The organism is Elioraea tepidiphila DSM 17972 (assembly GCF_000378465.1).
Lineage (GTDB): Bacteria > Pseudomonadota > Alphaproteobacteria > Acetobacterales > Acetobacteraceae > Elioraea > Elioraea tepidiphila.
In genome coordinates, this window is record NZ_KB899932.1 from 23,332 (window position 1) to 39,891 (window position 16,560).

15 protein-coding genes are annotated in these 16,560 nt (G+C 70.8%); 8 read left to right on the plus strand and 7 right to left on the minus strand.

Going from position 1 to position 16,560, the window contains the following annotated elements:
- Position 1 precedes the first annotated feature (1 nt).
- Complete coding sequence (locus tag F563_RS0116405) at positions 2–1,243, minus strand: class I SAM-dependent methyltransferase (protein ID WP_019015776.1); 1,242 nt, start codon at positions 1,241–1,243, stop codon at positions 2–4.
- Between the two features lie 15 nt (positions 1,244–1,258).
- On the opposite strand from F563_RS0116405, the gene F563_RS0116410 reads away from it, so the two are divergent.
- Genes F563_RS0116410 through rlmN form a run of 3 tightly spaced genes read left to right on the plus strand, consistent with a single transcriptional unit; the run spans position 1,259 to position 3,544 of the window.
- Complete coding sequence (locus F563_RS0116410) at positions 1,259–1,825, plus strand: RNA methyltransferase (RefSeq protein ID WP_019015777.1); 567 nt, start codon at positions 1,259–1,261, stop codon at positions 1,823–1,825.
- 43 nt (positions 1,826–1,868) lie between these two features.
- Positions 1,869–2,366, plus strand: a complete 498-nt coding sequence (locus F563_RS0116415; protein ID WP_156825224.1) for an invasion associated locus B family protein — start codon at positions 1,869–1,871, stop codon at positions 2,364–2,366.
- Positions 2,363–3,544 carry a dual-specificity RNA methyltransferase RlmN gene (gene rlmN / locus F563_RS0116420; protein ID WP_019015779.1) on the plus strand — a complete coding sequence of 394 codons (1,182 nt, stop codon included), beginning with the start codon at positions 2,363–2,365 and terminating at the stop codon, positions 3,542–3,544. Before F563_RS0116415 ends, rlmN begins: the two co-directional genes overlap by 4 nt.
- Before the next feature lie 253 nt (positions 3,545–3,797).
- On the opposite strand, the gene F563_RS0116425 is transcribed toward rlmN, so the two are convergent.
- The 4 genes from F563_RS0116425 to F563_RS24085 all read right to left on the minus strand — a co-directional run bounded on the left by F563_RS0116425 (position 3,798) and on the right by F563_RS24085 (position 9,943).
- A protein-coding gene (locus tag F563_RS0116425; RefSeq protein ID WP_408870191.1) for an IS3 family transposase occupies positions 3,798–4,897 on the minus strand; the annotation gives its coding sequence in 2 pieces (ribosomal slippage) (positions 3,798–4,642 and positions 4,642–4,897; 1,101 coding nt in all).
- Between the two features lie 59 nt (positions 4,898–4,956).
- Complete coding sequence (locus tag F563_RS0116435) at positions 4,957–5,163, minus strand: hypothetical protein (RefSeq protein WP_019015782.1); 207 nt, start codon at positions 5,161–5,163, stop codon at positions 4,957–4,959.
- A gap of 59 nt (positions 5,164–5,222) precedes the next feature.
- Entirely contained in the window at positions 5,223–6,293 is a 1,071-nt protein-coding gene (locus F563_RS22970; RefSeq protein WP_019015783.1) for a mandelate racemase/muconate lactonizing enzyme family protein, read from the minus strand.
- Positions 6,294–6,337: 44 nt separating this feature from the next.
- Complete coding sequence (locus F563_RS24085; protein WP_051089412.1) at positions 6,338–9,943, minus strand: PAS domain S-box protein; 3,606 nt, start codon at positions 9,941–9,943, stop codon at positions 6,338–6,340.
- Positions 9,944–10,276: 333 nt separating this feature from the next.
- Between F563_RS24085 and F563_RS0116450 the strand changes: the two genes are divergently transcribed.
- From F563_RS0116450 to F563_RS0116465, 4 genes are read left to right on the plus strand one after another with little or no spacing between them, the layout of a single operon-like run.
- The gene (locus F563_RS0116450) at positions 10,277–11,260 is read left to right on the plus strand and encodes an ABC transporter substrate-binding protein (protein ID WP_019015785.1); all 984 of its coding nucleotides are present in this window, start codon (positions 10,277–10,279) and stop codon (positions 11,258–11,260) included.
- Positions 11,257–12,027: an ABC transporter ATP-binding protein gene (locus F563_RS0116455; RefSeq protein WP_019015786.1), complete on the plus strand. Its 771-nt coding sequence runs from the start codon at positions 11,257–11,259 to the stop codon at positions 12,025–12,027. Before F563_RS0116450 ends, F563_RS0116455 begins: the two co-directional genes overlap by 4 nt.
- Positions 11,957–12,808 (plus strand): ABC transporter permease, encoded by an 852-nt coding sequence (locus tag F563_RS25425; RefSeq protein ID WP_084596654.1) that lies wholly within the window; start codon positions 11,957–11,959, stop codon positions 12,806–12,808. The genes F563_RS0116455 and F563_RS25425 overlap by 71 nt, the downstream gene beginning before the upstream one ends.
- 14 nt (positions 12,809–12,822) lie before the next feature.
- Complete coding sequence (locus F563_RS0116465) at positions 12,823–14,331, plus strand: amidohydrolase family protein (RefSeq protein WP_019015788.1); 1,509 nt, start codon at positions 12,823–12,825, stop codon at positions 14,329–14,331.
- Here F563_RS0116465 and F563_RS0116470 read toward each other — a convergent pair.
- Positions 14,307–14,663 carry a hypothetical protein gene (locus F563_RS0116470; RefSeq protein ID WP_019015789.1) on the minus strand — a complete coding sequence of 119 codons (357 nt, stop codon included), beginning with the start codon at positions 14,661–14,663 and terminating at the stop codon, positions 14,307–14,309. The two genes, F563_RS0116465 and F563_RS0116470, sit on opposite strands and share 25 nt — an antisense overlap.
- 188 nt (positions 14,664–14,851) lie before the next feature.
- Between F563_RS0116470 and F563_RS0116475 the strand changes: the two genes are divergently transcribed.
- Positions 14,852–15,196 carry a hypothetical protein gene (locus F563_RS0116475; RefSeq protein ID WP_019015790.1) on the plus strand — a complete coding sequence of 115 codons (345 nt, stop codon included), beginning with the start codon at positions 14,852–14,854 and terminating at the stop codon, positions 15,194–15,196.
- 250 nt (positions 15,197–15,446) lie between these two features.
- On the opposite strand, the gene F563_RS0116485 is transcribed toward F563_RS0116475, so the two are convergent.
- Positions 15,447–16,526 (minus strand): site-specific DNA-methyltransferase, encoded by a 1,080-nt coding sequence (locus F563_RS0116485; RefSeq protein WP_019015792.1) that lies wholly within the window; start codon positions 16,524–16,526, stop codon positions 15,447–15,449.
- Positions 16,527–16,560 lie beyond the last annotated feature (34 nt).

Sequence of the window (16,560 nt, forward strand, 5' to 3'; positions counted from 1 at the left end):
CCTAGCCGCCTGGCGGGGCGGCGAGCAGCAGCCGGTTCATCGCGTTGAGCCCGGCATAGAGCGCGGCCCACGCGCGCCGCACCCGCTCCGCCGGCGCGCCGATGCCGTCGAGCACGGCGCCGAGCGGCGAACGCCCGTCGATCCCGCGCAGGATCGCGGCACCGAGTGGCGGCAGCGCCACGGGCAGGGAGACACCGTCGAGGTCGAAGCTGAGCCGCCCGCCCGCGCCGGCCTGTGCGGCGAGCGCCGCACCGTCGAGCTCGCGCAGCACCGGGATGCGGGTCTCGTCGGCCGGATCGGGTGCCGCCCAGCCCGCGCCGGCGCGCACGACATAGACGATGTGCACCGCCATGGTGCCGGACGCCGCCTCGGCCAGCGCCGCCTGCTCGGCCCAGGGCAGCCCAGCCGCGCGGGCGCGCAGCCGCGGGTCCGCGAGCCAGGTCGCGGGGTCGTAGCGGGCGGGTTCGATCAGGGCGGCGGTCGCGAGCCCCGCCCCGTCGAGCAGCGCCAGCAGGTCGGGGACCGTGTAGGCGCGGTCGCGCGCGTGCAGCAGCAGATCGACGATGCCGGCATCACCGCCGGCGATGTGGTCATTGAGCCGCGCATTGCGCGCAAGCCAGTGCTCGGGGTGCAGGGCGCGCAGGAACCGCCGCGCGGTCTCGACCCGCTCGGGCAGAGGCCGGTCGGGCGGGGCGAGCCGGCGCAGCGCATCCTGCGCCATGTACACCCCCGTCCGCCCGTGCGGCGCATAGACCATCAGCCCGAGCCCGCCGCCGGGCGCGAGCACCGAGACCAGCGCGGAGAGCCCAGCGGCCGGGTCGGGCAGGTGGTGCAGCACGCCGCAGCAATCGATGTAGTCGAAGGGACCGAGCCCGAGCGACGGCAGGTCGAGCAGCGAGCCCTGGACGAACGTCACGTTGGTCAGTCCGCGCGCCTCCAACCGCCTGCGCGCGATCGCGGCGGCAGCGGCCGAGCGGTCGAGCCAGGTCACCTGCCCCGGCCGGCCGGCGCGGGCGAGCTGGGCTGCCAGCATCACGCAGGCATCGCCCGTACCGCCGCCGGCGATCAGCGCGTTCAACGGCCGGGCGGGGTCGCGGCGCGCGCCGAACACCCAATGGTCGATCTCGGCCAGGTGCGACGGGCTGCCGACCACCAGCCGCTTCGCCTCGTCCTTCGGGTCGCGGGCGGGGTATGGGTAGGCCTCGTACTGGTCGGCGACGATCGCGTCCGTCCGGTCCGTCATCGGGGAAGCCTTGTCATGGAGACCGCGCGCGGCTGGTTCGGCATCGGCATGGAGGGGGTGAGCAAGCCCGGCAATGCGGGGGCGCTGTTCCGCACCGCGCACGCCTTCGGCGCGTCCTTCCTGTTCGCGGTGGGCGACAGCCCCGGGATCGCCGCGACGCGCGCGACCGACACCTCGGACGCCACACGCCACGTGCCGTTCTACCGGTGGCCGTCGGTCGATGCCATGGCCCTGCCGCGGCTGTGCCGGCTGGTCGGGGTGGAGCTGACCGAGGAGGCGGTGCCGCTGCCGTCGTTCCGCCACCCCCCGCAGGCGGCCTATGTGCTGGGCCCCGAGCGTGGCAGCCTTAGTGCCGCGATGCTGGCGCGCTGCGACCACGTGGTGCGCATCCCAACCCGCTTCGCGATCAACCTCGCGCTGGCCGGGGCGCTGGTGATGTACGATCGCTGGCTCGCGATGGGCCGGTTTCCGCCGCGCCCCGTGGCCTCCGGCGGGCCGGGCGAGGCCGAGCCGCCGCCCGCGCATGGCCGCCCGCGTTTCCGCCGCGGCACGCCCGCGCTGCTGGCCGGCGAGGACACGTGAGCGTCGCTTGAGACGCGCGGCCCCGACCCGTATGTATCGGCGCATGATGCGCGCCCTGATCCTCCCGCTCGCCCTCCTTGCCGCCCCGGTGCAGGCGCAGCAGCCTGCGCCGACCGCGATCGGCACGTTCCAGGACTGGCAGGCCGCCACCTTCACCGAAGGCGGCAACAAGGTCTGCTACGCCTTCACCCGGGCCGGCCGAAGCCAACCCAACGTGCCGAATCGGGGCGAAGTGGTGCTGACCGTGACGCACCGTCAGGGCAGCCGCGACCAGGTGGCCGTGCGCGCGGGCTACACGTACCCATCGGGGGCCGAACCGGCGGGCACGGTCGAGGCCTCCGCCGGCAATGTCAGCCTCGCCTTCTTCACCGCCGGCGATGCCGCCTTCGCGCGCGACCGGGCGGAGGCGATCCAGGGCTTCCAGCGCGGCCGCGCGTTCCGGCTCCAGGGTCCCGGTCCGCGCGGCGGCACGGTCACCGACACGTTCAGCCTGATGGGGTTCTCGGCGGCGTACCGGGCGATCTCGGACGCGTGCAGATGACCGGGACGCTCACCGCGGCGGAGGCGGCGCGGATCGAGGCCAAATCGGCCCTGTTCGCCCCGCCGCCTGCCGTGCTGCCGGACGGGCGACGCGACCTCGTCGGGCTGTCACGCGAGGCGCTGGCCGAGGCGCTGCTGGTTGTCTGCGCCGACGAACGCGAGGCGAAACTCCGCGCCAAGCAGGTCTGGCACTGGATCTACCACCAGGGCGAACGCGACTTCGCGCGCATGAGCACGATCGCCAAGCCCATGCAGGCGCGGCTTGCGGATCACTTCGTCATCGGCCGCCCCGAGACCAGGATCGAGCAGACATCCGAGGACGGCACGCGCAAGTGGCTGTTCCGCTTCCGTGACGGCCAGGAGGCCGAGACCGTCTACATCCCCGACCGCGAGGAGGATCGCGGCTCGGTCTGCATCTCCTCGCAGGTCGGCTGCACGCTCACCTGCCGGTTCTGCCACACCGGGACGCAGAAGCTGGTGCGCAACCTCGGCGCGGCCGAGATCGTCGGCCAGTTCATGGCCGCGCGCGATGCCTATGGCGAGTGGCCGAGCCCGAAGGGCGAGGCGCCGCGGCTCCTGTCCAACATCGTGCTGATGGGCATGGGCGAGCCGCTCTACAACTACGACAACGTCGCGCTCGCCATGAAGATCGTCATGGATGGCGAGGGCGTCGCCCTCTCGCGAAGGCGCATCACGCTCTCGACCTCCGGCGTGGTGCCGATGATGGACCGCTGCGGGGCCGAGCTCGGGGTCAATCTCGCGGTCAGCCTGCACGCGGTGCGCGACGAACTGCGCGACGCGCTCGTGCCGCTGAACCGGAAGTATCCGCTCGCGATGCTGATGGAGGCGTGCCGTCGCTATCCGGGGGCGTCGAACGCGCGGCGCATCACCTTCGAATACGTGATGCTGAAGGGCGTGAACGACTCCGAAGCCGATGCGCGCGAGCTCGTCCGCCTGGTCCGCGGCATCCCGGCCAAGGTGAACCTGATCCCGTTCAATCCCTGGCCCGGTTCGACCTTCGAGACCTCCTCGGGCAACGCGATCCGCCGCTTCGCCGAGATCGTCATGGACGCGGGCTATGCCAGCCCGGTGCGGGCACCGCGGGGCCGCGACATCCTCGCCGCCTGCGGGCAGCTCAAGACCGCGAGCGAACGCGCGCGCAAGGCGGCCGCGGCGTAGGCGAGCCGTCGCGGCGGCATCACGTCGCCCGCGGAGCGCCGCCCGCGAGCTTCGAGACCTCCGGAAGCGCGCTCCGGTAGCCGATCTCGGTGATCTCCTTGGCACGATCGAAGTCGAGCAGACGGATATGCCCGAGCGGCGGCCGGATCAGGATGTCCGGCCGGTCGAGCGCCAGCCCAACCTCGCCGATCCGGTGACCTGAGACCCTATTGTCCTCCGGCTTGAGGGAGAGTCCTGGGTTTCGTTCTTGGCCTTAAGCGGCCTGACGTTCCAGTATGGCTTTAATTGCGAACTCGGCCGGTGGCACGTTGCCGAGGGCCGTGTGTGGTCTGTGGTGGTTGTAATCCTCCTTCCATGATGTGATGGCGCTGCGGGCCTCCGGCAGCGTCGAGAACAGCGTGTCGTTGAGGCACTCATCCCGGAAGCGTCCGTTGAAGCTCTCGACGAAGGCGTTCTGGGTAGGCTTGCCCGGTGCGATGTAGTGCCATTCGACGCCGGTCTGCTGGCACCATCGCAGGACCGCCATCGAGGTCAGCTCGGTGCCGTTGTCGGAGACGATGGTGTCCGGCCGGCCGCGCCGGCGGATGATGGCGTCCAGCTCACGCACGACGCGCAGGCCCGACAGCGAGGTGTCGGCGATCAGCGCCAGGCATTCGCGTGTGTAGTCGTCGACGACGGCCAGCACCCGGAACCGACGACCGTCGGTGAAGGTGTCGGAGACGAAGTCCAGGCTCCAGCAGGCGTTGGCGCGATCCGGAACGGGCATGGGCCTGCGCGTGCCCAGTGCCCGCTTGCGACCGCCGCGGCGGCGCACCTGCAGCTTCTCCTCACGGTAGAGGCGCCGCAGCTTCTTCTGGTTCATCACGATGCCCTGCCGGTCCAGCATGACGTGGATCCTGCGATAGCCGAACCGCCGGCGTTCCGCCGCCACGGCCTTCATCGCCTCGCGCAACGCAGCGTCATCCGCACGGGTGCTGGTGTAGCGCGCCGTCGAACGGTCAATGTTGAGGGCCTGGCACGCCCGACGCTGGCTCACCCCATGCACTGCGCAGGCATGAGCCACCGCCTTCCGCTTCGCATCGGGCGTCACCATTTTTCTGCGGCGACATCCTTCAGGATCGCATTGTCGAGCATCCGCTCGGCAAGGAGCTTCTTCAGCCGGGCGTTCTCGTCCTCCAGTGCCGTCAGGCGACGGGCGTCGGACACCTCCATACCGCCGAACTTCGCCTTGAACTTGTAGAAGGTCGCTGCCGAGATGCCGTGCTTGCGGCAGACATCCGCCGTCTTCGCACCCGCCTCCTGTTCCTTCAGCATCCCGATGATCTGTTCTTCCGTGAACCGCGAGGGTCGCATCGTCCGTCTCCGTGATCGACGGACTCTACCCAAATCTGGAGCAAGGTCAGGGTCTCAGGTCAGTTCTCCAGCACCGCGGTCTCGAACCCCATGCCCTCCATCACGTCCGGCAGCGTCTCGGTGCAATAGCGCACCAGGTCGGGGAGGCGCTCGGGCATTTGGCTCTCGGTCGGCAGGGCGACGAGCCGGCGCAGGTTCTCGAGATACGCGCCGCTGTCGAAGCGTGCATGGGCGCGGGCGATCGCGCCCTCGCGTGTGCCGGTCATGGAGGCCCTCCCGGTTCGAAGGCGCGAGGCTCGCACGCCATCGGGCGGTTCGGAACCCCTCAGCCGGTTTCGCGGAACGCGAAGCCGATGCCCGGGCGATCGGGCAGCGTCATCATCCCGCCCTCGGGCACGAGATCCTCGGCGAGGAGCGCGCGCATGCCGTGCTGGGCGCCGTGCATCTCCAGCAGGCCGCCATGCGCGTGGCCCGCGAGTGCCGCGGCATTGGCGATATCGAGCCCGCCGGCATGCGCGACGGGAATGCCATGCGCCTCGGCGAGCGCGAGCACGCGCAGGAGCGTCGAGATGCCGCCGCAGAACGCCGCGTTGGGCTGGATCCAGTCCACGGCACCGCGCTGGAGCGCATCCCGGAACCACCCGAGCGACTGCATCATCTGGCCTGCACCGATCGGCATCGGAATCGCGCGTCGCAAGGCCGCGAGCGACTCGATGTCGTTGCCGTGCACCGGCTCCTCGAACCAGGCGATGTCGCAGTCCGCCACCAGCAGGGCGAGGCGCCTTGCATCCGCGATCGTCATGCCGCAATTCGCATCCAGCATCAGCCACGGCCCGGGGCCGAGCGCGCGTCGCACTGCGCGGACGCGGGCCGCGTCCTCGTCGACGCCGCGTCCGCCGGCCGCGACCAGCATCTTCGCGCCGCGATAGCCCTGGGCGACCGCGCTGCGGCAGGCCTCGATGAGCGCCGCCTCGTCGTAGCCGGGCAGGCCGACGGTGGCGTAGCAGGGTACGCTCCGCCGCGCGCCCCCGAGCAGCCGCCAGAGCGGTTCGCCGAGCGCCCGCGCACGCAGGTCCCAGAGCGCGATGTCGAGTGCGGAGAGGGCCGAGACGAACACGCCCGCACCCCCGCGCGGCGCGAAGCGCTGAACCAGACGCTCGCGGATCGCCTCGATCTCGCGCGCATCCGCGCCGCGCAGCGCGGCATCGAAGCCCTCCGCCAGCAGCGGACAGACCTGCCCGGCGAGGAAACGGCCGGTCACGCCGCTGCCACCGAGCCCGTCCTCCGTCTCAACGCGACAGCGGACCACCGCGGGAGCCTCCAGCCCGGCGTAGCCGCGCGCCCCCTCCGTAGCGGCGAGACGCTCCAGCGTGGCCGTGATTCTCGTGATCCGCATCCGCCGTTCCTAGCCGTGATCGGCCGGATCCGGAAGCCGAGACATCACCCGTCGCGCCGGTTCAGCAACTGTCGCAGCCTGGCCGCAAGCTCCTGGCGCCGATAGGGCTTGCGGAGAAGATGCACATCCGGATCGAGCCGGCCGTGATGCACGATCGCATCCTCGGTGTAGCCGGAGGTGAACAGCACCGGCAGCTCCGGCCGCAACGCCTGTGCGGCGTCGGCAAGCGTGCGGCCGTTCATGCCGCCCGGCATCACCACGTCGGTGAACAGCAGGTCGATCTCGGGATGCGCACGCAGCTGCTCGATCGCCTCGCGGCCGTTCGCCGCACCGAGCACCCGGTAGCCGAGCGTCTCCAGCATCCCGATCACGTGCTGGCGCACCAGCGCGTCGTCCTCCACCACCAGGATCGTCTCCCGCCCCCCCGGCGCAGGCGCCGGCTCATATGATGGCTCCGCCGTGTCGAGCGGCGTCACGGCGGGCGGGAGGTAGAGTCGCACAACGGTGCCGCGTCCCGGCTCCGACTGGATGCGCACGTGGCCGCGCGATTGCTTGGCGAAGCCATAGACCATGCTGAGCCCGAGCCCGCTCCCTTTGCCCACCTCCTTGGTGGTGAAGAAAGGATCGAAGGCGCGCGCGAGCACGTCCGGGCTCATGCCGCAGCCGGTATCGGAGACCGCGACCATCACATACGTCCCGGGAACGAGATCGGCGTCCATCTCGCCGGGACCGCGCTCGAGGAACGCGCTCTCGGTCGCGATGGTCAGCTGCCCGCCCCCTCCCATCGCGTCGCGCGCGTTGATGCAGAGGTTGAGGATCGCGTTCTCCAGTTGCCCGGCATCGACCAGCGCGTGGGGCACACCCCGACCCGGCGCCAGAACGATCTCGACATGCTCGCCGAGCGTGCGTCGCAGCATCGCCGCCATGCTGCCGAGCAAGGCATCGATATCGGTCGCCTTCGGATCGAGTGCCTGGCGGCGGGCGAAGGCGAGCAGCCTGCTGGTGAGCTCCGCGCCGCGCTCGGCGGCGCTGCGCGTCATCTCGGCGAGCGGACGCAGCGGCGATTCGGCGGCCAGTGTCTCGGAGAGCATCTCGGCATTGCCCAGGATGATCGTCAGCAGGTTGTTGAAGTCGTGCGCGATCCCGCCGGTGAGCTGGCCCATCGCCTCCAGGCGCTGCGACTTGAGCAGCCGCTCCTCCATCGCCCGCCGCTCGGTGACGTCGGTGAGCATCGCGCAGACCGCTGGCCTGCCGCCCCAGTCGATCCGGAACGCACGAGTCTCGAGGTCGCGCTCGGCGCCGTCGCGGCGCCTGCCCTTCACGGCGAAGAAGCCAGGCGCCTCGCGCCCGGCGAGCCGCGCCTCGTAATAGCCGGTCAACCGCGCTCGCTCGCTCTCGGCGAACAGCACGCGGATGTCCTCGAGGGCGAGGATCTCGGCCGCATCCCCATAGCCAAGCATGCGCGCGAGCTCGGCATTGGCGAGGATCGGCTGGAACGCGTGATGCACGAGAATGCCGACCTTGGCCTCGCTGACCAGCGTGTTGAGCCGTTGCTGCAGCTCGGCAATGCGCGCCTGTGCCTCGATCCGCTCGGTGACGTCGCGCATGACGCCGACGAAGCGTACCGGCTGGCCATGCTCGTCGATGATCAATCGGCCGCGGTCCTCGACATGCACGACCGTGCCGTCGCGGCGCAGGAATCGGTATTCGTCCTCCCAGAGCCGGTCGCGGCGCGCGATCGCGGCCGCGACCCCGTCCAGAACGCGGGCGCGGTCCTCGGGATGGATATGCGCAGCCCTGGCATCCGGGCTCGCGCAGAGCGCGTCGCGATCGTGGCCGAAGACCTGCCCGACGTCCTCGCCCCACCAGACCGTGTTGCGCTTGAGATCCCAGTCCCAGGCCACGTCGGCGGTGGCGCTGGCGACTGCCTGGAATCGCTGCTCGCTCTCGCGCAGCGCCTCCAGTGTGCGGCCCCGCTCGATCGCGATCGAGGCAAGGCCCGAGATGCGCGCGATCAGGGCGCGGTCGTCGTCGCTCGGCGCGCGCGGCTCGCGCCAGTAGAGCGCGAAGCTCGCCGCGACCTTCCCGTCCGCGCGCTTCACCGGGGTCGACCAGCAGGCCCGGAGTCCATGCGCGCGCGCCAGCGGACGGATCTGCTCCCAGAGCGGGTCGGTCTCGATATCCACTGTCACCACGGGCCTGCCGAGATGCATCGCGGTGCCGCACGACCCGGCACAGGGTCCGATCGCGACGCCATCGACGCTCCGGCTGAACGCCTCCGGCAGGCTTGGCGCAGACCCGGGGCGCATGTGGATGCCGTCCTCGTCGAGCAGGACGAAGGAGGCAAGCGCGCCGGGCGAGAGCTCCTCGACCGCGTGCAGGATGGTGGCCAACACATCGCCGAGCGGCGCGCCAGCCGCAATCAGGCCGAACACCGCGGTCTCGAAGGCGCCGATCGCCTCGTCGCGCTTGCGGGCGGTGATGTCGCGCTGCACTGCCACCCAGTGGCTGAGCGCGCCCGTCTCGTCGGAAAGCGGAACGAGATCCACCTCCAGCCAGAACGGGTCGCCAGCGCGCGTATAGTTGATCAGCTCGGCGTGGATCGGTCTCGCGGCCGCCATGGCGGCGCGGATGCGCTCGAGCGTGGCGCGATCCGTTCCAGGGCCGTGGAGGATGCGGAGTGTCTGACCGATCGCTGCGGCGGCGGACCAACCGGTGCGCACCTCGAACGCGCGGTTGACGAACACGATGCGCGGCCCCGGCGGTTCGATCGGTCCGGCCTCGGTGATGACGACGAGATCCTTCAGGCGCGCGACCGCCTTTTCGAGCAGGCGCAGCTGTCCCGCCTCGGCGCGTTTCAAGGGCGTGATGTCCTGGAACGCGCCCTGGACGCGTACGATCCGCCCGTGCGCGTCACGCACCGCCTCGCCGATCGCCCGCACCCAGCGACGCTCGCCCTTGGCGGTCAGGATCTCCCGCTCCTGATCGTAGGACGTTCCGCTGGTCGCGCAGGCCACCAGCGCGGCGCGCACCTGATCGCGGTACTCGGGCGCATGGAACGCGATCGCCCCGTCAAGCGTGACGGGGGTTCCGGGCGCGACCCCATGGATCTCGCACACCTCGTCGGACCAGCTCAGCGCTCCCGTCCCCACCTCCACGCTCCAGCCGCCGATGCGCGCCATCCGCCCGGCGATCCGGAGCAGCCCCTCGGCCCGGCTCAGCGCGGTGTCGTCGCGGACGCGATCGGTCACATCCGCCACGGTGTGGATGATGTGTTCGACGCTGCCGTCCGGCGCGAGCACGGGGGTGTTCAGCGGCTCCCAAAAGCGTTCCTCGTAGCCGCCACCCTCGGCCTCGGGGCGGCGGATCGGATAGCGCTGGAGAGGCATGCGATCGGGGCGGCCGGCGCTGCGCACCCGCGCCAGCGAGGCTGCGAGATTGCGTACGCCATCCGCCGTCGGGTCGTCGGGCGGGTCAGGGAAGACCTCGAACAGGGGGCGGCCGAGGATCGCCGCCCGCTCGGTCATGGTGGCGCGCAGATAGGCATCCGAGGCGCCGACGATGCGGTAGGTGTCATCGGCCGAGAGCAGGAGATGCAGCCCGGGAGTTGCCGCGAGCAGCGCGCCGAGACAGCGGACTCCGGCGTCCATGGCCATAGCGTCGCCGCCCGGCCTTTGGGCCGGAGAGGGCTCTCCCTCGCCCCTGGGGAATGCACGCCCGGGCTGTGTCGTCCGGCTGGTCATCGCGCGACGATCATTTCTGCCACGCGCCCTACGGGTCGATCCAGCGCCGAGATGGCTGCACACCGTCTTCTGAGCGTGATCGGCCGCGCAGCACGGTCGCCGAACCCGGCCGCCGGGCCGGTGCCGCCAGGACCGCCAATACCCCGGCGCGGGGTACACCCGTTGCGTCCGGCCCCGTGCTGGCGTTTGATGTCGGCGAGGAGCGCGCGCACGGCACAACGACAAGCGGGAGATGCGACGATGACGCGACGGGCGATCGGCACCGGCGTGTTGCTCATGGCGCTGGCGACGGCTCATGCCACGAGCGCGCAGGACCGGGTTCTGCTTCAGCTCGACTGGATCCCCACCGGCGAGCATGCGGCCTACTTCTCCGGGGCGGAGCGCGGCGCGTGGCGCGAGCATGGGATCGAGATCTCGCTCACGCGCGGCTATGGCTCGGGCGATACGGTGCAGAAGGTCGCCGCCGGTGCGGCCCCGTTCGGCGTGGCCGATATCAGCGCGGTGCTGGCCTCACGGGCGCGGCAGAACACGCCCGTGAAACTGATCATGCAGGTCTACACCCACTCGCCGCATTCGCTGTTCGTGCTGCGCTCCTCCGGCATCACGAGTTTCCGCGGCCTCGAGGGCAAGCGCATCGGCATCACGCCGGGCAACTCGCACCGGCTCTACTTCCCCGAGGTCGCGCGCCGCGCCGGCACCGATCCCGACCGCATCCAGTGGGTGAACACGGATGCCTCGGCGATGGCCGCGCTCTTGATCTCGAAGCGGATCGATGCGGCACCATTCTTCGCGATCCACCACTACTACCAGAACAAGGCGGCGCAGCGGGCGGGCGAGGAGATCGTCGTGCTGCCCTTCGTCGAGACCGGCTTCGCGATCTATGCCACCGGGCTCGTCACCACCGACCAGATCATCGCGCAGAACCCCGACCTCGTCCGCCGTTTCCTGCGCGGTGCCACCGACGCCTTCACCTGGGCGAACGAGAACCGCGAGCAGGCCTGCCGCCTGCACGTGCAGCGCAACCGCGAGGTCGAGCTCGATGACTGCATGGGCTCGCTGCGCGCGACCATGTCCTACGTGTTCAACGACCACCAGCGGAAGACCGGATTCGGCCGGCACGACCCCGAGCGGATGGCGTTCACCTGGACCCAGGTCGCGGAATCGCAGGGGATCGACAAGGGCTGGAACTACGCCCAGGCGATCGACCTCAGCCTGCTGCCGTGATCCGGATCGAGCGGGTCCACAAGACCTTCCGCGGACGCGACGGATCCCCGGTCGAGGCGCTGTGCGACGTCTCGCTGGAGGTCGCGTCGGGCGAGTTCGTCGCCATCGTCGGTGCCTCGGGCTGCGGCAAGTCCACATTGCTGCGCCTGGTCGCGGGGCTCGTGCCGCCGACCGAGGGGCGGGTGGTGCTGGCCGGCCGCGAGGTGACGGCGCCGCGCGCCGAGACGGCGATGGTGTTCCAGGCGCCGACCCTGCTGCCCTGGGCGGACGTGCTGCGCAACGTAACCTTCCCGCTCCGGCTGATGCACCGCACCACCCCCGACACCGAGGATCAGGCGCGTGCCTTGCTGGCAACCGCAGGGCTCGCCGGCTTCGAGGGCAGGCTGCCGCGCGAGCTCTCGGGCGGGATGCAGCAACGCGTGGCGATCTGCCGTGCGCTGCTGCAGGAGCCGCAGGTGCTGCTGATGGACGAACCCTTCGGCGCGCTCGATGCACTGACGCGCGAGGAGATGTCGCTCGAACTGCTGCGCCTCTGGGCCGCCCGGCGGATGGCTGTGCTGTTCGTGACGCACTCGATCCCGGAGGCGGTGCTGCTCGCCGATCGAGTGGTCGTGATGTCGCCGCGCCCCGGCCGCGTGGTGGACGTGATCGAGGTCGATCTGCCGCGGCCCCGTTCCTTCGAGCAGGAGGGCTCCGATGAGTTCCACCGCTGCACCAGCCGTATCCGCGCGCACATCTTCGGCGAACGGAACGCCCGCGCGGCGTGACCTGCTCGCCCGGCTCAGGCCGTCGCTGCCGGCGTGGCTGGCGGTGATCGGGCTGTTCGCGATCTGGGAAGCCTCGGTCCACCTGTTCGGCATCCGCGAGTTCATCCTGCCCGCACCGTCCGCGATCTGGTCGGCGACGATTGCGATCTGGCCGACCGTGCTCGACCACACGCTCGCCACGCTGACGACCGTGCTGCTCGGCTTCGGCGCCTCGGTGCTGATCAGCCTGCCGCTCGCGATGCTGATCGCCGCCTCGCCGGCGATCTCGGCGGCGATCTATCCGCTGCTGGTGGTCACGCAGTCGATCCCGAAGGTGGCGCTCGCGCCGATCCTGATCGTCGCGCTCGGCGCGAACGAGGTGCCGCGCATCATCGTCACCTTCCTGGTCGCGTTTTTCCCGCTCGTGGTCGGCACGGTCGCGGGCCTGCTCGCGACCCCGCCTGAGCTGATCGAGCTCGGCCGCGCCTGCCGGGCGGGCAAGCTCCAGGAGCTGGTGCGCATCCGCCTGCCCTTCGCCGTGCCGTTCGTGTTCGGGGGGCTGAAGGTGGCGGCGGCACTCTCGGTGGTCGGCGCGGTGGTCGCCGAGTTCGTCGGCGCCGATGCCGGACTCGGCTACCTGATCCAGACTTCGATGGCCTTCTTCCGCACCCCGCTTGCCTTCAGCGCGGTGGTGATCCTCGCGATCATGGGCATCCTGCTGTTCCAGACCGTGGCGATGCTGGAACGGGTGCTGTTCCCCTGGTCGTCCGGCGCCGAGCACGCCGCGACCCCCGCCGCCTGAACGAAGGAGCCGAGATGGCCGAGACCGAACCCGGCGTGACGCTGATCCGCGGCGCGCGCCTCGCCGATCCTGCGAAGCGTCGTGCCGAGCCCACCGACGTGCTGATCGAGGACGGCGTGATCCGGGCGGTCGGCGCCGGGCTCGCCGCACCCGCGGGCGCGCGCGTGATCGAGGCCGCGGGCTATCTCATCCATCCCGGCCTGATCAACGCGCACACGCACGGCCATGGCGGGCTCGCGCGCGGGCAGGGCGACAAGTGGACGCTCGAACTGCTGCTCGCGGCCGCGCCCTGGATCGGCGGCAACCGTGCGCTTGCCGACAAGAAGCTCACCACGCAGATCGTCGCCGCCGAGATGGTGCTGAAGGGCTGCACCGCCGCCTATGATCTCTATTTCGAGTTCCCGCTGCCGACCGCCGAGGGACTCGATGCTGTGGCCGAGGCCTATGCCGGGATCGGCATGCGCGCGGTGGTGGCGCCGATGGTGGCGGACCGCACGGTGTACGAGGCGATCCCCGGCCTCTACGACGCGCTGCCGGCCGAGCTCCAGTCGCAGGTCGATCGGCTGCGCCTGCCCGCCTGGGAGCGCACGCTCGATGCCATGCGGGGTGTGCTGAAGCACTGGCGCTGGGCGGGCAAGGACATCCGCGCCGCGGTCGCGCCCACGATCCCGCATCACTGCTCGGATGGCTTCATGTGCGCCTGTCGCGACCTTGCGCGAGAGCACGGGGTGGGGCTCCATTCCCATGTCGGCGAGAGCAAGGTGCAGGCGATCACCGGCATGAAGCGCTACGGCAAGACGCTGATTGCGCACATGGACGCGCTCGGCCTGATCAATGAGCGCTTCACCGCGGCGCATGCGATCTGGCTGGACGACGACGATCTCAAGATCGTGCGCGACCGCGGCGGCGCGCTCGCGCACAACCCCGGCAGCAACATGCGGCTCGGCAATGGCATGTTCCGCTTCCGCGCCGCGCGCGACCTTGGCGTGACGGTCGGCATCGGCACGGACGGGGCGAACTGCTCCGACAACCAGAACATGTACGAGGCGATGCGCTACGCCTCCATGCTGTCGAAGGTGCAGACCCCCGATCCCCGCGCCTGGGCGAGCGTGGAGGAGGTGTACCAGGCCGCGACCGAAGGCTCGGCGCGCGCGCTTGGGTTCGCCAATATCGGCGCGATCGCACCGGGGAAGAAGGCCGACATCGTCTTCCTCGACCTCGCGGCGGTGAACTGGATTCCGCACAACTGGTCGGTCAACCAGCTCGTCCACACCGAGGACGGCACCTCGGTGCGCCACGTGATGATCGGTGGCCGGTTCGTCGTGCAGGACGGCCGGCTGCTGACCCTCGACCTTGCCAAACTCGCCGTCGAGGCGGAGGCCGCGCGCGAGCGGCTGGAGGCGCTGAATGCCGAGTGGCGCGATCTCTACCAGCGCCTCGAGCCGGTGGTGGCGTCGTTCTGCCCGGCGCTGGCCGCGCAGCCCTATCACCTCCGCCGCTATCTCTGCGACGCGCCCGGCTGAGGCCGTCTCGCGCCGAGATTGACCATCGCCACGCCGACGCCCGACGCGGCAACGGCGAACAGCGACGCCGCGCCGGGCACCTCGCCGAGCAGCACGATGCCGGTCAGCGTGGCGGCTGCGGGACTCAGGCTGCCGAACGCTGCCTCCTGGGCGCCGCCGAGCCGTGCGACCGCGATCGCGAAGGCGGCCGGCGCGAGCAGCCCGGAGGCGAGGCGCTGGTAGAGGCCGTGCACGGCGATGTCGTGCCAGGGCGCGCTGAACAGGTTTCCCTGAAGACCGGCGAGATAGACCTGCACCAGGCTCGCCGACGAGGCGGCACTGACGAAGGTCACCAGTTCGCCGCGCTGGCGGAGCCGCAGCTTGCGCGGATCGAGCTCGATCCGGGCGTCGCGCGCGCGGCGCGCGCTCCTATGTTCACCTGCAAAGCTCGGTGCTGTGAGATCCGGCAGCGCGGCCGCGGCTGCTGCGCGAGGCGCTGGAGCAGGCGCGGATCGCGGTCGCGCTCGACAACCAGGACAGTATGAATCTCTGCGTGCTCGGCCGGGCGCACTGCTTCCTGCACGAGCATGACGAGGCGATCGAGCTGCTCGAACAGTCGATCGTTCTGAACCCGAGTTTCGTCCAGGGCTATTTCGCGCTCGGCTTCACCCTCACCTGCTGCGGCCGGGCGGAGGAGGCGCCACCCATAGGCGCCGAGCTGATGCGCCGCGCACCGGGCTATACGCTCGCGACCACGCGGTCGGACTTTTTCTTCTGTGGTGACGTCGCGCTGATCGAGCGCTGTGTCGAAGGTCTGCGGCGGGCGGGCGTCCCCCAGGGGCCGCCCGCCGCGAGACGGGGCGAGAGGGCACGAGAGGCAGCCTGAGCGCGCGTCAGCCCTGCGTGCGCCTGGCCGCGTCGGCCAACGCCTTGCCGGCGAGGTGCTTGAAGAGTTCGGGGCCGATCCAGCGCTGTGCGGAGACGGCGACGGCCTTGTGGGTGGTCACGGTGCAGATCCTTTCGATCCGGCCCTGCCGGGATGGCGGGGTGCGGACGGACCATGCCCGATGGCGCGCACGCGGGCTTGGCGATGATCTTGAGGCTTGCTGGAGAGTCCGTGGAGAGTCGACCCGGCGTCAGCCCGCCCTCAGCCGTTCGCGCAGCACGTCGATCGGCAGAAGCGTCCCCGCCTCCTCGTAGTGCCAGAAGGTCCAGCCGTTGCAGGAGGCGGCATCCTGCACCGCGGCGCCGACGCGATGGATCGAGCCGCGCACGCTGCGCGTCCGCACGGTCCCATCCGCTGCCACCTCCGCGCTGATCCGCCGGTGCCGGTCCCACAGCAGCGCCCCCGGCGCCAGCAGCCCCGCCTCCAGCAGCGCGCCGAACGGCACCCGCGGCGCCTCGCGCTTCGAGGGCGTGGCCGTCAGCGTCTCGTCGGCGACCGGATCGATCGCGGCGATGCGCGCCTCGGCCGCCGCGGCATAGCCCTCGTCGCGCTCGATGCCGATGAAGCGCCGGTTCAGCCGCCGCGCCACCGCGCCGGTGGTGCCGGTGCCGAAGAACGGATCGAGGATCGTCTCGCCCGGCTGGGTGCTGGCCAGGATCACCCGGTGCAGCAGCGCCTCGGGCTTCTGGGTCGGATGCAGCTTCCGTCCCTCCGGTCCCTTCAGCCGTTCGGCGCCGGTGCAGAGCGGCAGCGTCCAGTCGCTCCGCATCTGCACCTCGTCGTTCAGCGCCTTCATCGCCTCGTAGTTGAAACGATACCGCGCCTCCTTGTCCCAGGCCGCCCAGATCAGAGTCTCGTGCGCGTTGGTGAAGCGCCGCCCGCGGAAGTTCGGCATCGGGTTGGATTTGCGCCAGACGATGTCGTTGAGGATCCAGAACCCGAGATCCTGCAGGATCGTGCCGATGCGGAAGATGTTGTGGTAGCTGCCGATCACCCAGATGGTGCCGTCGCGGCGCAGCACGCGGCGCGCCTCCGTGAGCCAGGCGCGCGTGAAGGCGTCATAGGCGGCGAGATCGGGGAAACGGTCCCACGCCTCGTCCACGGCATCGACGAGCGAGTCGTCCGGCCGGCGCAGCTCGCCCTGGAGCTGGAGGTTGTAGGGCGGATCGGCGAACACCGCGTGCACGGACGCAGGCGGCAGCGACCGCATCACGCTGATGCAGTCGCCGCGCTGCACGCGATCGAGCGGCAGGTCGAGCTGGCGGCCCATGGAACCCTCGGCGCCACCAGGACGGCGGCGAAGC

Coding starts and splice junctions, on each gene's coding strand:
- F563_RS22970 (WP_019015783.1), bottom strand. CDS start 6,293: ATGCGGATCACGAGAATCACGGCCACGCTGGAGCGTCTCGCCGCTACG.
- F563_RS0116450 (WP_019015785.1), top strand. CDS start 10,277: ATGACGCGACGGGCGATCGGCACCGGCGTGTTGCTCATGGCGCTGGCG.
- F563_RS0116485 (WP_019015792.1), bottom strand. CDS start 16,526: ATGGGCCGCCAGCTCGACCTGCCGCTCGATCGCGTGCAGCGCGGCGAC.
- F563_RS0116405 (WP_019015776.1), bottom strand. CDS start 1,243: ATGACGGACCGGACGGACGCGATCGTCGCCGACCAGTACGAGGCCTAC.
- F563_RS0116435 (WP_019015782.1), bottom strand. CDS start 5,163: ATGACCGGCACACGCGAGGGCGCGATCGCCCGCGCCCATGCACGCTTC.
- F563_RS24085 (WP_051089412.1), bottom strand. CDS start 9,943: ATGGACGCCGGAGTCCGCTGTCTCGGCGCGCTGCTCGCGGCAACTCCC.
- F563_RS25425 (WP_084596654.1), top strand. CDS start 11,957: ATGAGTTCCACCGCTGCACCAGCCGTATCCGCGCGCACATCTTCGGCG.
- F563_RS0116410 (WP_019015777.1), top strand. CDS start 1,259: ATGGAGACCGCGCGCGGCTGGTTCGGCATCGGCATGGAGGGGGTGAGC.
- F563_RS0116475 (WP_019015790.1), top strand. CDS start 14,852: ATGAATCTCTGCGTGCTCGGCCGGGCGCACTGCTTCCTGCACGAGCAT.
- F563_RS0116465 (WP_019015788.1), top strand. CDS start 12,823: ATGGCCGAGACCGAACCCGGCGTGACGCTGATCCGCGGCGCGCGCCTC.
- rlmN (WP_019015779.1), top strand. CDS start 2,363: ATGACCGGGACGCTCACCGCGGCGGAGGCGGCGCGGATCGAGGCCAAA.
- F563_RS0116415 (WP_156825224.1), top strand. CDS start 1,869: ATGATGCGCGCCCTGATCCTCCCGCTCGCCCTCCTTGCCGCCCCGGTG.